General features: G+C 63.7%; 11 protein-coding genes. 5 read left to right on the top strand and 6 right to left on the bottom strand.

The annotated features are described in order from the left end of the window. Nucleotides 1-5: 5 nt before the first annotated feature. Both ACT2BZ_RS12740 and ACT2BZ_RS12735 read right to left on the bottom strand, forming a co-directional pair. Nucleotides 6-1,211 carry a glycosyltransferase family 4 protein gene (locus tag ACT2BZ_RS12740; RefSeq protein WP_457935521.1) on the bottom strand — a complete coding sequence of 402 codons (1,206 nt, stop codon included), beginning with the start codon at nucleotides 1,209-1,211 and terminating at the stop codon, nucleotides 6-8. Nucleotides 1,212-1,256: 45 nt separating this feature from the next. Next, a complete protein-coding gene (locus tag ACT2BZ_RS12735; RefSeq protein ID WP_457935520.1) occupies nucleotides 1,257-2,801 on the bottom strand; it encodes a hypothetical protein in 1,545 nt (514 codons plus the stop codon). A gap of 211 nt (nucleotides 2,802-3,012) precedes the next feature. Here ACT2BZ_RS12735 and ACT2BZ_RS12730 point away from each other — a divergent pair, with 211 nt between their 5' ends. From ACT2BZ_RS12730 to ACT2BZ_RS12710, 5 genes are all read left to right on the top strand, one after another. Beyond that, the gene (locus ACT2BZ_RS12730; protein WP_457935519.1) at nucleotides 3,013-4,752 is read left to right on the top strand and encodes a GumC family protein; all 1,740 of its coding nucleotides are present in this window, start codon (nucleotides 3,013-3,015) and stop codon (nucleotides 4,750-4,752) included. A 279-nt stretch (nucleotides 4,753-5,031) separates the two neighbouring features. Further along, entirely contained in the window at nucleotides 5,032-5,967 is a 936-nt protein-coding gene (locus ACT2BZ_RS12725; protein WP_457935518.1) for a hypothetical protein, read from the top strand. A gap of 32 nt (nucleotides 5,968-5,999) precedes the next feature. Further along, nucleotides 6,000-7,115: a GNAT family N-acetyltransferase gene (locus ACT2BZ_RS12720; protein ID WP_457935517.1), complete on the top strand. Its 1,116-nt coding sequence runs from the start codon at nucleotides 6,000-6,002 to the stop codon at nucleotides 7,113-7,115. Beyond that, a complete protein-coding gene (locus ACT2BZ_RS12715) occupies nucleotides 7,105-8,490 on the top strand; it encodes a lipopolysaccharide biosynthesis protein (protein ID WP_457935516.1) in 1,386 nt (461 codons plus the stop codon). Before ACT2BZ_RS12720 ends, ACT2BZ_RS12715 begins: the two co-directional genes overlap by 11 nt. A 79-nt stretch (nucleotides 8,491-8,569) precedes the next feature. Next, nucleotides 8,570-9,682 carry a GNAT family N-acetyltransferase gene (locus ACT2BZ_RS12710; RefSeq protein ID WP_457935515.1) on the top strand — a complete coding sequence of 371 codons (1,113 nt, stop codon included), beginning with the start codon at nucleotides 8,570-8,572 and terminating at the stop codon, nucleotides 9,680-9,682. 21 nt (nucleotides 9,683-9,703) lie between these two features. Here the strand turns inward: ACT2BZ_RS12710 and ACT2BZ_RS12705 are convergent, their stop codons facing one another. The 4 genes from ACT2BZ_RS12705 to ugpB form a co-directional block, all read right to left on the bottom strand. After that, complete coding sequence (locus ACT2BZ_RS12705; protein WP_457935514.1) at nucleotides 9,704-10,771, bottom strand: sn-glycerol-3-phosphate import ATP-binding protein UgpC; 1,068 nt, start codon at nucleotides 10,769-10,771, stop codon at nucleotides 9,704-9,706. After that, the gene (gene ugpE / locus ACT2BZ_RS12700; RefSeq protein ID WP_457935513.1) at nucleotides 10,771-11,619 is read right to left on the bottom strand and encodes a sn-glycerol-3-phosphate ABC transporter permease UgpE; all 849 of its coding nucleotides are present in this window, start codon (nucleotides 11,617-11,619) and stop codon (nucleotides 10,771-10,773) included. Before ugpE ends, ACT2BZ_RS12705 begins: the two co-directional genes overlap by 1 nt. Before the next feature lie 6 nt (nucleotides 11,620-11,625). Further along, complete coding sequence (gene ugpA / locus ACT2BZ_RS12695) at nucleotides 11,626-12,510, bottom strand: sn-glycerol-3-phosphate ABC transporter permease UgpA (protein ID WP_457941296.1); 885 nt, start codon at nucleotides 12,508-12,510, stop codon at nucleotides 11,626-11,628. Between the two features lie 70 nt (nucleotides 12,511-12,580). Then, the gene (ugpB, locus tag ACT2BZ_RS12690) at nucleotides 12,581-13,891 is read right to left on the bottom strand and encodes a sn-glycerol-3-phosphate ABC transporter substrate-binding protein UgpB (protein WP_457935512.1); all 1,311 of its coding nucleotides are present in this window, start codon (nucleotides 13,889-13,891) and stop codon (nucleotides 12,581-12,583) included. Between the last annotated feature and the right edge of the window lie 151 nt (nucleotides 13,892-14,042).

Below are 14,042 nucleotides of genomic sequence, written 5' to 3'. Positions count from 1 at the left end.
GGCGCTCACCGCTGCGAGGAGTGCAGCGCCATGGACTGCGGAGGCCGCGACACGGGGGCCGAACCGCCGCGGCCGAGGGCCTGGCCGATCAGCCCGGCGTAGGCGTCGACCATGCCGGCCACCGAATAGCGCGCGGCAAGGCGGCGACCGAGCAGGACCATGCGCGCGGTCGCAGCGTGGTCCTGGAAGACCTGGTCGATGCAGGCGGCGAAGTCGTCCGTGTCTGCGGCGTTGGCAAACAGCGCGCAGGGCTCACCGTCGACGTCGAGCACCTCGCGCAGCACCGGCAGGTCGTTGGCGACAACAGGCACGCCGGCCTGGGCTGCCTCCACGGCGGCGAGGCCGAAGGTCTCGGCGAGCGAGGGGAAGACGAAGGCGTTGAGACTGGCGAGGAAGAGACCGACCTTCCGCGGCGGCATGTCGCCGACGAGATGGAGCCGGTCGGAAACGCCAAGCCCATCGGCAATAGCTCGCAGGCGCTGCTCGTCCGGCCCCTGGCCGGCTATGGCGAGGTGGAGCGCCGGGCGTTCGGCAAGAACGGCGACTGCCGCGTCAAGCTGCTTCAGCGGATGCAGCCTTGCGACCGAGCCTATGAGCAGAACGCCGGGCGGCAGGCCAAACAGCGCGCGCGCCTCCTGGCGGCCAATCTCGACCGACTTGTCCTCGAAGCCGTGCGGGACGTGGGTGAGCAGGCGGCGATAGCGCGCCGGGTAGGACTGGAAGTTTCGCCAGGTCTCGTTGGAATTGACGGTGATGACGTCATAGGCGCCGAGAAGACCGAGAACGCGGTCGATACGGCGCGCTGCCGGGCTGACCGTGGCGGGTGCGGAGACATGGTTGGCAATGACGACGGGCACGCCGGCAAGCCGACCGGCGCCGGCGCCAAAGATGTTGCCGTAGTGCTGGAAGGTCAGCAGCACGTCGGGCTGGATGCGGCGGATCATGCGCAGAAGCTTCCAAAGGAAGACCATGAACGAAACCGGGTTGCGCGGGCTGTCCTCGAGACAGAAATGCACGTTTGCCCAGCGGTCGAAAGCCGCCGTCTTGCGGTAGAAGAAGAGGTGGTGGACCTCGTATTCGGGCTCGCCGATGCGCTCGGCATGCGCAAGGCCCTCGCCGATGAGACGCGAAATCTCCTGCGCGCCGGCCATTTCGGCCTGCGTCTGGATGAACAGCAGCCGGATTGGCCCGGCCTTTTTCCGCTTACGCATATCCGCCTGTATTGTTTCGGTCCGCTGCAACAAGACGCAAATCCCTCAAGAAATGGTTGGCGGCCGGGCGAGAAGCCCGGTCCGGGCGCTGGCGCCGACGATCATGCCGGCGAGCGCCATGAACATGGCGAGCGCCAACGGGGCGAAATAGGCCTCTTCCTGGAACAGGCCGGTCACGGTCATCGCCATCAGTCCGAGTGCTGCGGCGGCGTGCAGATCATTGCCGGTCTTTTCGGCGATCAGCAGGATGCGCCAGGCGGTCCAGGCATAGGCGCCAATGACGGCGACTGCGAAGATTCCGGTCTGGTAGAGCAGCACGCCGACGGCGCTTTCGACCGCGAAGGGCGTGCGGCCGGCAGCCTGCGCGGCGGGCCAGTCGATATTGATGAATTCCGACGACAGGTTGCCGCCGGCGCCGATGCCGAGCCCGATTGGGTTGGCGAAGAACTCGAACAGCCCCCCCATCAGGCCGATGACGTGATAATCGCCGATCGAGAGGCCAAGCAGGATGCCGATCACCGCATAGGCCGCGAGCGCCAGGCAATGGCAGGCAAAGGCGAAGCGGGCGCCGAACAGACGGAACAGGGTCCAGCTCATCCCGACCAGCAGGAAGAGGATCAGCGGTCCCTTGGCGCTGGTCAGGAAGAGCAGCACGAAGAGCAGGCCGGCGAGCATGATGCGACCGCGATATAGCGCGAAAGTGGCGAGAAAGCTCAGCGCATAGGCAAAGCTGATGGCGTGCATGTTGGGGCCGAATAGCCGCATGATGCGGATGTCGTAGTCGGCAAGCAGTGGCGAGTTGAACAGTGTGATGGAAAAGCTGTCGAGCAGGCCGGTCTGGACGATGCCCGATTCCTTGAAGGCCTTGTCATAGGCCAGCGTGACATAGTTCGGGCCCTGCGCCCTTTCCCAATAGGCATAGCTGTTCGACAGTTCGAGCCAGAGGTCCCGCTGGAAGAACTCGACGAAGCCGCAGACCAGGACAAGCACGGACAGCACCGTCATCGCCTGGCCGAGCCGGATCGGCTGGCGCACGAATGCCAGCATGCAGATCTGGAAGAGGAGCAGCGGGGTGACGATGTTGCGCAGGTAGATGACGGCAGTGATGCCATAGAGCGCGAAGCCGAGCAGGAAGTAGACGCCGAGCACGGCGAAGACACCTATCAGGACTTTCACGAAGGGGTCGAGCGCTCGGTTGCGCTGCTGCCAGCCGGCGAGGAAGGTCACCGTCGTCACCAGCCAGGTGACGCTCAGGAGCACGAAGTTGTAGCCGCGGATGATGTCAAAATCATCGTCGCTGACGATGTAGCCGGCGGCGAGCGAGACGAAGAAATTCTGGTAGAGTAGCGCAAAGAAGATCGCCACTATGGCGATGGAAGGCATGCGCCACGCGCAGATGCCGGCGAGCAGTGCTGCCGAGAGAATGCCGAAGCCGGGGTGCAATATATGCGCAAATACCGGCAAGGCCGTCATGCAGACAGCAATGACCACTGTGAGAATGGCATTCGCGAAATTCGCGGCCGCCAGATCCCCCGGGTGTGCCATGGCGCCATGCGTAACGCCGCCGGCGATGCTCGACACCTGCGTCATGCCCCGCTTTCAACCTGACCGTACAGTTTGAACTCCCGGTTCCGTCTTGAGGTCCGGAGGGAATATTCCCTTCCGCCGGGACACTACAGGGGCAATCTATCCGATTGGTTAACCGCCCGTTCAGCATTCCTGTTTACGGTTCGGTCATGTTTGGTCGCCTGCCAGGCGGGCGGCATTTTGCGCAATTCGGTTGTCATTGAGGATCGGGGTAATGAGTTCGGAATGGGATCTGCCCGAATCGCGCCACCAAGAGGCGCGGCCGAGAACGGTCCCCTCCCTGGCCGACTCCCTGCACAATTCAACAGTATTCGGGGTCCCAGAAACGCGCGGCACCGGCGCAATCGACCCTTTGGCGCTGTTCGGCTTCGTCTTTCGCAACATCGGCAAGATCGCGGTCATCGCCATCATCCTGACGGCCATCGGCATCGTGGCGATCAGCTTCGTACCCTTTCCATTCCGCGCCACTGCAACCGTCCTGGTCGATCCGCGCGACCAGCAGGTGACGCTGCAGGAAGACGTGCTGCGGTCGATCGGCAGCGACGCCGCCGTGCTGGAAAGCATGGTGCAGATCATGAAGTCCGACGGCTTCCTGCTGACCGTGATGCAGCAACTCGGCATGGCGGGCGATGCCAAGGCCAAGCTCAGCGAAGAGGAGCAGCTCAAGCTGCTGGCGAAGTTCAAGAAGGACCTGTCGGTCGAGCGCAAGGGCGCCACCTACTTAGTCGAGGTCTCCTACAAGGCCGACACGGCGCAGGAGGCGGCGCGCGTCGCCAACAGCGTCGCCAGCAGTTTTGCCGAGACCCAGAACGGCTATCTGCGCCAGGCCAACCAGGACGCGGCGCAGGCGCTTTCGGAGCGACTCGTTGAACTACGGCGCAAGCTGAACGCTTCGGAAAAGGCCGTAGCCGATTTTGCGGCGGAGCACGGCATTCTCTATGTCGACAGCGGAAACACGCTGGAGATGCGGCAACTGACCGAACTCAGCGCGCAGCTGGCGCTGGCCAAGAACGCCACGGAAGCCGCACGCGCACGCTATCAGGGCCAGACCGACGGCGGCGCGGTGCTGAATGATCAGCGCAACGGCGAACCGGCCCAGCTCTCCTTCCTGCGTCAGCAGCGCGCGCAACTGATGCAGACGCTGGAACAGCAGAGCCTGACCTATGGATCGCGCCACCCGCGCATCGCGCAGACAAGGCAGCTGATCGCCGGAATCGAACGGCAGATCCGCGACGAGAAGCAAAGCCTTGCACGGCAACTCAAGGGCGACCTGGAAGTGGCCGAGGCGCAGCAGAAGAAGCTCGAGGCCGACATCGCCAAGCTGAGCTCGGGCGTGGTGCTGACCGACGCCGCCGAGGTGCGGCTGGAGGCGCTGCGGCGCGAGGCCGCCGCCGACCGCGACATCTACGAGAAGTTCCTGAGCCGCAACAAGGCGACCGACGAACTGGCGGCGATGAAGAGCGACAATGTGCGCGTCGTCTCGCCGGCCGTGCCGCCGCTGAAGTCGAGCCGGCCCTCGCTGACGCTGCTGGCGCCGGTGCTGGGCTTCCTGAGCGCCATTGCCGCCACAGTGATGCTGGCTGTGGCCGAGCGCGCCACGACGCCCGCGAGCATGGCACGCGTGCCGCGCAGCCCCGGCGCGCCGCCGCCCTCGCCCGAGAGGAGCCGCATGACGCCAACGGCCGAGCGCGAGCAGCCAGACTTCACGGCCCGGCCGGCCCGAAACGACCTTTTCGCAAGGCGGCAGGCGGGTGCCTCGCTGTTGATGCTGGCCAAGGACCGTGAGCCCGTGCGAAGCGCATTCGCAGAGCGGCAGGAGAGGCTACCGAAGAGAGCTTACCGCGACCGCCAGGCTGACTCGCTGCTGATGATGGCCGAAACGATGCGACGCCAGGCTGGCGAAGAGCTGCCGCGCGACCCGTCGCCTGCCGAACGACGTCTCCGCCGCCGCTGAAGGCGCCGGACCAGCCCATAAGACTGCCGCATGATCATGGCCTCGGGGCAGGGTTACCGGGACCGTTAAGACTTCATTCAAATCCGTTCCTTCCGGTTAACGCCTCGTTAACCGGGGAGCGATCTTTACCGCCAGCGTTTACCCATTGCGACCACGATCCGGTTTATTGACGGCAAGGTTCCAGACATTAGCCTGATCGGCGATGAAGCCAGTTTTCAGGCGTTGGCGGAAACCATGATTCCACGGCCGGCGGCAGCGTGACGCATACGGAGCACGACAATGAATTCCATGGTGATGCAGGCGGATATCATCTCCAACTGGGAGGACCGTCATGAAAGCCTGTTCGGGGTTGAACTCGTCAAGCTGAACCATCGCCTGATCGATTCAGGCCTGTTCTCGCGCGAAGCCCTCGGCAGGGTGATCGAGCGCTGCCCAAGCGAACATCTGGGGCTGCGCGCCATGGGCACCGAGATCGACGATCCGAAGCGGATGGAAGGCGAGCTCGGCAACGCCAACGGCATGGAGGCCATCGAGGCGATCGAAAAGGGTCGCATGTGGATGAACATCCGCCGCGTGATGGACTGGGCGCCGGAATACAAGACACTGCTCGACGAGGTGTTCGGCGAATTCGAGGCGCGCATGCCGGGCTTCAAAACATTCAAGCGCAATCTCGGCGTTCTGATCTCCTCGCCCAACGCAAATGTCTTCTACCACGCCGACATCCAGGGCCAGTCACTGTGGCAGATCGAGGGATCGAAGAGCGTCTACATCTACCCCCGCTCGGAAATCTTCATCACGCCGGAGAATGTCGAGAAGATCCTGCTACGCGAGACCGCCGAGGACATGCCCTACGAAAACTGGTTTGACGACTATGCGACGCATGTCGACCTGAAGCCCGGCGAGATGGTGTCCTGGCCGCTCTATGCGCCGCACCGGGTCAAGAACCACGACTGCCTGAACATCTCGGTGACGATGGAGCACTGGACGAAGCAGATCTGGAATTCCTACGCCGTCCATTACGGCAACGGCGTTCTGCGACGCACGCTTGGTCTCAAGAACAGCTCGACGCGCGACCACGGCCTGCATGTCTATCCGAAGGCTGCAGCGACGTTCCTGTGGAAGAAGCTCGGCAAGCAGATCACCGGCGACGTGGTGAAACAGCGTGACTTTCGCATCGATGCGAAGTCGCCCAACGGCCGTGCGAGCCTGCGCTGAACGCGCTGCCGCCCATAGCGAGGAGCATCGCGATGCTGTCAGTCGCCGGGGCGGACATGCGGCTCGACCTGACCGTCTCGCTCGAGCCCGGTTTCGACTTCCTTTCCGACGAATATGCGGGATTCTACTCCGCCGACCGGGCGACGGCCTTCCAGGCGCCGCTATGGATGGCGATGATCCATTCCCGGCTGGCGGGCGGCCTCAACGCCACACAGCAGACACTGACGCTGCGCAACCGCGCCGATGGCGCGCTGGTCGCCGTCATCCCGCTGGTGCTGCAACGCTCGAAGGGCATCCGCCTGCTGCGCCCGGCCGACTTCGGTGTCTGCGACTACAACTCGATCGTGGCCGATCGCAACATGCTCGACATGATCGCTGCCGACGCGAGCCTTGTCGCGGAGCTCAACGCCCTGGTTTCAGGCGCGGACATCCTGATGTTCCGCAAGGTGCGCGAAGACGATTTCGATATCGGCCGGCTGTTTGCCGGATCGACGAGCACGCCAGCAGAGAATGCCGCCTATCACAGCACGGTAGGCGACGATTTCGACGCCTGGCGCAGCCGCACGATCCGCAAGAAATTCTCCAAGGAGCTCGGCCGGCTGCAGCGCCAGATGGAGCGCGAATTCGGCAGCTACGAGCATCGCGCGGCAGCGACCGAGGACGAGATCCGCAAAGCCTTCGACTTCCTGCGCGCCTCGCGTAGCGGACGCTTCGAGGACGACCTGCTGCAGAGCGACCTCTATTTCGAGTTCTATCGCGACTACGCGATTGCGGCCGCCGAACGCGGCGAGGCTGTCACCTATGTCAGCTATGTAGCCGGCGAGCCGGTGGCGGTGCTGTTCGGCCTGGTCGGCGACGGCGAATTCCACGCCGTGCTGATCGGCTCGGACACGCAGCGTTTCGGCCGCAGCTCACCCGGCACGCAGGTCATCTACCAGATCATCAAGCGGCGCTTCGAGGAGGGTTTCCGGAGCTTCGACATGGGTCTCGGCAATAGCGGCTACAAGACGCACTTCCGCGTCGAGGAGACCGCGCTGCGCAACCATACGAAGACGTTCTCGATGGCCGGCTACGCGATGGCGACGGTCTACCACCACGCCAAGCCTGTGAAAAACCTGCTCAGGAAGTTCGTGCCGAATGTCCGCTGATCGCCCGCACAAAAAGCCGGGCGCCGAGGCCGACGGAATTGCCGCCCGAGTCGGCAGACTGGCGCGCAACCCGGCGCTGCGCGGCATTGCCGGCGTGTTCGTCATGAAGAGCTCGATCATCGTGTCGAACTTCCTGCTGATCATGGCAGCGGCACGCGTGCTCGATACCGAGCATTTCGGCATCTATTCGATCCTGTTCTCGGCGGTCGGCCTGTTCTGCATCGTGGCGACCTTTGGCCAGCAGGTCTCGGTAATGCGCTGGTGGAACGAATACACCGCCGCCGACGACCCCGCGCTGCTGAAGGGCGCGCTGCGCTTCAGCTTCGCGACCTGCCTTGCCGGTTGCGCGATCGTGGCGGCAGGTTTCTATTTCTGGGCAGCCTCCAACCACGCGATGATGCTGGCAGCCGCTGTGACGCTGTTCATGGTCGCGCAGGCCTCGGTGCTGACCACGGCGCACCTCGTGCGCACGGCGGTCGGCGTCGGCGCGGGAGATGGCTTCGGCAATCTGCTCGTCGTGCTGCCGGCGCTTTCCTACCTGGCGTTCTGCCTGGCGACCGGCACCGCTGCTGATGTGAGCACCGTGTTCTTCCTGTTTTCGGGCGGCGCGATCACCGCGATGCTGCTGCATTTCGTGTTCATGCGGCGTCGTATCCACGCGCTCTATCCCGACTTTGCCGCCATCGAACCCCGGCATGACCGGGCGAGCTGGCGGTCGCGCTCGTTCAAGCTGTGGATCTCCAACTGCCTGGAGGCCTCGAACCAGTATCTCGACGTGCTGATCATCGGCTACCTGATGAGCCCGGCGATCGCCGGCGCCTATTTCGTCACGACGAGGCTCGCAAACGCATTCGCTACCGCATCCGACACGATGCACATGTTCTCGACGCGTCACATTCCCGACCTCTACTACCGCGGAGAGTTCAAGCAGCTGAACAGCCTGCTGAATTCGGTTGCCGGCATCACGCTGGCGGTTGTGATCGGCGGCATGGTGGTGATCCTGGCCGGCGGTCACTTCTTTCTGATGGTCTTCAACGAAGCCTACGTGCCCTACTACCCGGCACTGGCGCTGCTGTGCTTCGGCACTGCGGCGACCGCGGCCGCCGGACCGTCGGGCTCGATCCTGATGCTGACCGGCCACGAGGGGCGCTACCTGAAGATCATCGCGCTGTCGGTGCTGATCCGCGCGGTCGGCTTCTTCACGCTGATTCCGGGCTTCGGCATCATGGGCGCGGTGTCGGCGACGACGATTTCCTTCATCTTCATGGCGGCGATGCTGCGCCATTCCTCCAAGTCGCTGACCGGGCTCGACGGCTCCGTGCTGCGGCTGGTGGGCACGCGCGGCGAACCGGCCTACGCGTCGCCGGCGGAGTAGCCGCGACGAAACGCATGATTTCCCAGAAGGCCGGGGATCTCCAGCCCCTGCCCCCACCTCGAAGAGTGGTGCAACGAGGATGTACATCGAGATCGTCAGACCCGCCGACCAGCGCCTGAGCGCCAGCGTCGCAGGCGATTTCAACTTCCTGTCGCCGGAATACCGGGCGCTGTTTGCGGCAAGCGGCGCGACCGCCTTCCAGTCGCCTCTGTGGCTGGACTCGCTCTACGCGGTGCTGGCCAGGCGGATGGACGCGCGCCCGCACGTCGTGACGTTACGCGACCGCGCCGGGCGGCTGAGGATGGTGATCCCGCTGGTGCTGCAGCGCGCGGCAGGCATCAACATTCTGCAGCCGGCCGACCTCGGCGTCTCCGACTACAACGCCTTCGTCGCCGACAAGGCGACACACGAACTGGCCGCCTCCGACCCGGACCTGATCGGCCAGATCAGGCAGTGCCTTGCGCCAGCCGACGTGCTGATCTTCCGCAAGATCCAGCGCTGCCCGAAGTCGGTGGCGGCACTCTTCAGGGGCACCGAGACGCTGAACGACAATGCCGGCTACGAGCTGGCACTCGGCGTCGGTACGTTCGACGAGTGGCAGAAGAAGGCGCTGAAGAAGAAGTTCCGCAACGGGATACGGCGCAAGCTGCAGGGGCTACAGGAAGCGCATGGCAGCGTCGAAACAGTGACCTTCAGCGACAAGGCCGACATCGAGCGTGCCATCCGCTTCATCCGCGACCTGCGCACGGCGCGCTTTGCCGACGACATATTGCACAACGAGGCCTATCTCGACTTCTACACGCGCGTGGCGGTGATGGGAGCTGAATCGGGCGAGGCGGTGACGTCCGGACTGCTGGTCAACGGCGAACTCGTGTCGGCCGACTTCGGCATCGTCAACGACAACGCCCACCACGCCATCCTTTGCGCCTCACGCATCGACGAATACGGCCATTATTCGCCGGGGCTGCAATCGCTGTTCGCGATGATAAGGCGCAGCCACGAGAACGGCCGGGCGCGCTTCGACTTCGGCATCGGCAAGACGCGGCAGAAGAGCGATTTCGGCTCGACCGAAATCCCGCTCTACAACCTGACCGTTGCGCGCAGCATAAAGGGCAAGGCGGTGTCGCTGGTCTACAACCAGGCCAAGCCGCTGAAGACCCTGCTGAGACGCATCGACGGGCGCCTGCGCTAGCTGCGGCCAAAGGGCGGCGGCTCAGTCTGTGCGCTTGCCCGAACCGTCGAACCAGTGGAGCTTTTCGGGACGGACGATGACGCGCAGTTGGTCGCCGGGCCTTGCCTTGGCGCGACCGGCAACGCGCACGACGATCTGCGAGCCCGCGGCGGCGCAATAGAGGAAGCTGTCGGCGCCGACGGGCTCGACCGCCTGGACCTCGGCGGCAAGCGTCAGCGCGCCGGCCGGAACGTCTTCATCGAAGGCGACGTCGGCGTCCTCCGGGCGGAAGCCGAAGGTGGCAGCATCCTTGTGACCCTGGGCGGCGTCGACCGCCGACCCGTCGGCGAAGGCAAAACCCTTCTCGCCCAAGGTGACCGGCAACAGGTTCATCGGCGGCGCGCCGATGAAGCTCGCCACGAAGGTCGATGCAGGCTTCTCGTAGATGTCGAGCGGATCGCCGATCTGCTCTACCTTGCCGGCGTTCATCACCACGAGGAGATCGGCGAGCGTCATCGCCTCCAACTGGTCATGGGTGACGTAGACGCTGGTGACGCCAAGCGAGCGCTGCAGGCTCTTGATCTCGATGCGCATCTGGCCGCGCAGCTTGGCATCCAGATTGGAGAGCGGTTCGTCGAACAGGAAGACCTTCGGGTTGCGCACGATGGCGCGGCCCATGGCGACGCGCTGGCGCTGGCCGCCCGACAGTTCGCGCGGCCGCCGCTCGAGCAGCGGCGTGAGTTCGAGCTTCTCTGCGGTCTCGCGTACGCGCCGGTCGATCTCGTCCTTCGGCGTGCCGCGGTTGCGCAGGCCGTAGGCCATGTTGTCGTAGACCTTCATGTGCGGGTAGAGCGCGTAGTTCTGGAAGACCATGGCGATGTCGCGTTCGGTCGGGCCAATGGCGTTGACCACACTGTCGTCGATCGAGACGGTGCCGGCGGTGATCGATTCCAGGCCGGCGATCATGCGCAGCAGGGTGGACTTGCCGCATCCTGACGGGCCGACCAGCACGCAGAGTGCCTTGTCCGGAATGACGATGGAGACGCCTTTGACGGCTTCGACGCCGCCCGGATAGACCTTCCTCACATCGTTGAGCGTGACGGTTGCCATTATTTCTCCGTATCGACGAGGCCGCGGACGAACCAGCGCTGCATCAGCACGACAACCAGGATCGGCGGCACGATGGCAAGCATCGAGGTGACCATGACGAGGTGCCATTCGGTATCGGCATCGGCAAAGGAGATCATTTTCTTCAGGCCGATGACGATGGTGTTCATGTCGTTGGAATTGGTGACCAGCAGCGGCCAGAGATACTGCGTCCAGCCATAGATGAAGAGGATGACGAAGAGCGCCGCGATGTTGGTCTTGGACAGCGGCAGCAGGATGTCCTTGAAGAAGCGGAACGGGCCGGCGCCGTCGACTCGCGCGGCTTCGACCAGCTCGCCGGGAATCGTCAGGAAGAACTGCCGGAACAGCAGCGTTGCGGTCGCCGAGGCGATGATCGGGATGATCAGTCCGGCATAGGTGTCGATCAGATGCAGGTCGACCATGACCTTGTAGGTTGGCAGGATGCGCACTTCGACCGGCAGCATCAGGGTGATGAAGATGAGCCAGAAGAAGGTCATGCGGAAGGGAAAGCGGAAGAACACAATGGCATAGGCAGAGAGGATCGAGATGACGATCTTGCCGATGGCGATGCCGAGCGCCATGACCGTGGTGTTCCACAGCATGGTGGCGACCGAGACGCCGCCGATGCGGCCGATGCCGCCGAACAGCGCGGTGGAATAGTTCTCGATGAAACGGTCGCCAGGCAGCAGCGGCAGAGGCGGCCGCAGGATGGTCTGCAGCGAATGGGTCGACGCCACGAAGGTGTAATAGATCGGGAAAGCGACGACGAGGATGCCGAGCACCAAGAGGAGGTGCGCGATGACGGTGCGGACGGGCGTGTTCTCGATCATGCCGGCCTAACCATAATGCACCCGCTTCTCGACGAAGCGGAACTGGAAGACGGCGAGCGCGATGACGATAATCATCAGGATCACCGACTGGGCGGCGCTGTCGCCGAGGATCAGGTTCACGAAGCCATCATTGTAAAGCTTGTAGACCAGCGTCTCGGTCGCCTTGCCGGGCCCCCCGCCGGTGACGGCGTGGATGATGCCGAAGGTGTCGATGAAGGCGTAGGTCGTGTTGATGACCAGCAGGAAGAAGGTGGTCGGCGCCAGCAGCGGAAAGACGATCGTCCAGAAGCGCTTGGTCGGTCCCGCGCCGTCGATGGCGGCTGCCTCGATCAGCGTCTTCGGGATCGCCTGCAGGCCGGCGACGAAGAACAGGAAATTGTAGCTGATCTGTTTCCACGAGGCGGCGGCGACCACGAGGACCATGGCATCGGTGCCGTTGAGCAGCGGATCCCAGGCGATGCCGAGCCAGCGCAGCCCGTAGGCCAGCGTGCCGATCGAGGGATTGAACAGGAACAGCCACAGCATGCCGGCAATGGCCGGCGCGACGGCATAGGGCCAGATCAACAGCGTGCGGTAGATGCCGCGGCCGCGCACCACCCGGTCGGCCATGACGGCGAGCAGGAGCGCCGTGGACATCGCGACGAAGGCAGTGGCGACCGAAAAGACCGCCGTGACCTTGATGGAATTGAGATAGGAGGGGTCCGACAGGACGCGCTCGAAATTGTCGAACCAGACGAAACTGGAATTCAAGCCGAACGGGTCCTCGCGCAGCATCGACTGATAGAGCGCCTGGCTCGCCGGCCAGTAGAAAAACACCAGCGTGATGGCAAGCTGCGGCGCGACCAGCAGATAGGGCAGCACCTTGTTGGGAAATACCACGCGTGGAGTCAGGACATCCTCCGATCAGCAAAGTGCCCCGCGCTGGGATGCGCGGGGCGATTGTCGTTGGTGACGGCCGGGATCAGTTGCCGATGGCCTGCTGGATTGCCGCGTTACCGCGCGACACGATGTTGTCCATCGCCTGCTGTGCCGTCTGTTCGCCGGCGAGCAGCTTCTCGAACTCCTCGTTCTCGATGTCGCGGACCTGCGGCAGGTTGACGAGGCGAACGCCCTTGGAGTTGGCGGTGGGCTCCTTGCCCATCATCTGCGTGATGGGCGTCTCGCGGCCGGGGTTCTTGTCGTAGAAGCCGGACTTCTTGGTCTCCTCGTAGGCAGCAAGCGTCACCGGCAGATAGCCCGAGACCTGATGCAGGCGCGCCTGGATTTCGGTCTGTGACAGGAAGGTGAAGAAGGCCGCGACACCCTTGTATTCCTCGTCGGACTTGCCGCCGAAGACCCACAGGCTGGCGCCGCCGGGGATGGTGTTCTGCGGCGCGTTCGGGGCTTCCGGCTCGTAGGGAAGCTGGCCGATGCCGTAGTTCATGCCCGACTTCACGATGTCGCCGAGACCGCCGGACGATTCGGTGAAGATGCCGCATTCGCCGGCGAGGAAGATCTGCTTGGCCTCCGAGGTGCGACCGCCATACTTGAAGGTGCCGTCCTTGGCAAGATCGGCGAGTTCCTGGAAGTGCTTCACGAAGAGCGGCGAGTTGAGCGTGAGCTCGACATCGGTGCCGGCCAGTCCGTTTTCCTGCGTACCGTACTGCAGGTCGTTCCAGGCGGCGAAGTTCTCGGTGTGAATCCAGGTGAGCCAGGTCGAGGTGTAGCCGCAGGGCGCAGCGCCGCTTGTCTTGATCTTCTTTGCAGCGTCCCAGACTTCCGGCCAGGTCTTGGGCGGATTGTTCACGTCGAGGCCGGCCTTCTCGAAGATGTCCTTGTTGAAATAGAGGATCGGCGAGGAGGAATTGTAGGGGAAGGACAGCATGGTGCCATCGGGCTTGGAGTAGTAGGCCACGATGCCCGGCAGGTACTGGCTCTTGTCGAAGGCGGTGCCGCCCATGGAGAGGATTTCGGCAACCGGCTTGACGGCTCCCTCGGCGGCCATCATGACGCCGGTGCCGACGTCGAACACCTGCATGATGTGCGGTGGCTGCTTGGCGCGGAAGGCGGCGATGCCTGCATTCAGCGTCTCGGGATAGGTCCCCTTAAAGACCGGAACGACCTTGTAATCGCTCTGGCTCTCGTTGAACTCCTTGGACAATGTTTCGACGACTTCATTGTTGGCGCCGGTCATGGCGTGCCACCAGGAAATCTCTGTGACAGCAAAGGCAGAAGTCGTGGACAGCAACGTGATGGTGGCAGCCAGTCCGGCCGCAAAGCGTTGAAACGACATGTTTCTCTCCCGTATGTGGTTGGCGAGATGGGGGTGTCTCGCGACGGGGAGTATCTTTCGATTGTGACAGATCGACAATGGTTTTGTTGCGGTTCCATGAAGTTTCGCGTCGCCCAGACGGGCCTGTCGCGACCCACTGCTTAGCCGGCAC

It is taken from the genome of Mesorhizobium sp. 10J20-29 (assembly GCF_054130485.1).
The sequence above is the reverse complement of the archived record's forward strand: the minus strand, read 5'-3'. Positions and strand labels throughout refer to the sequence as shown.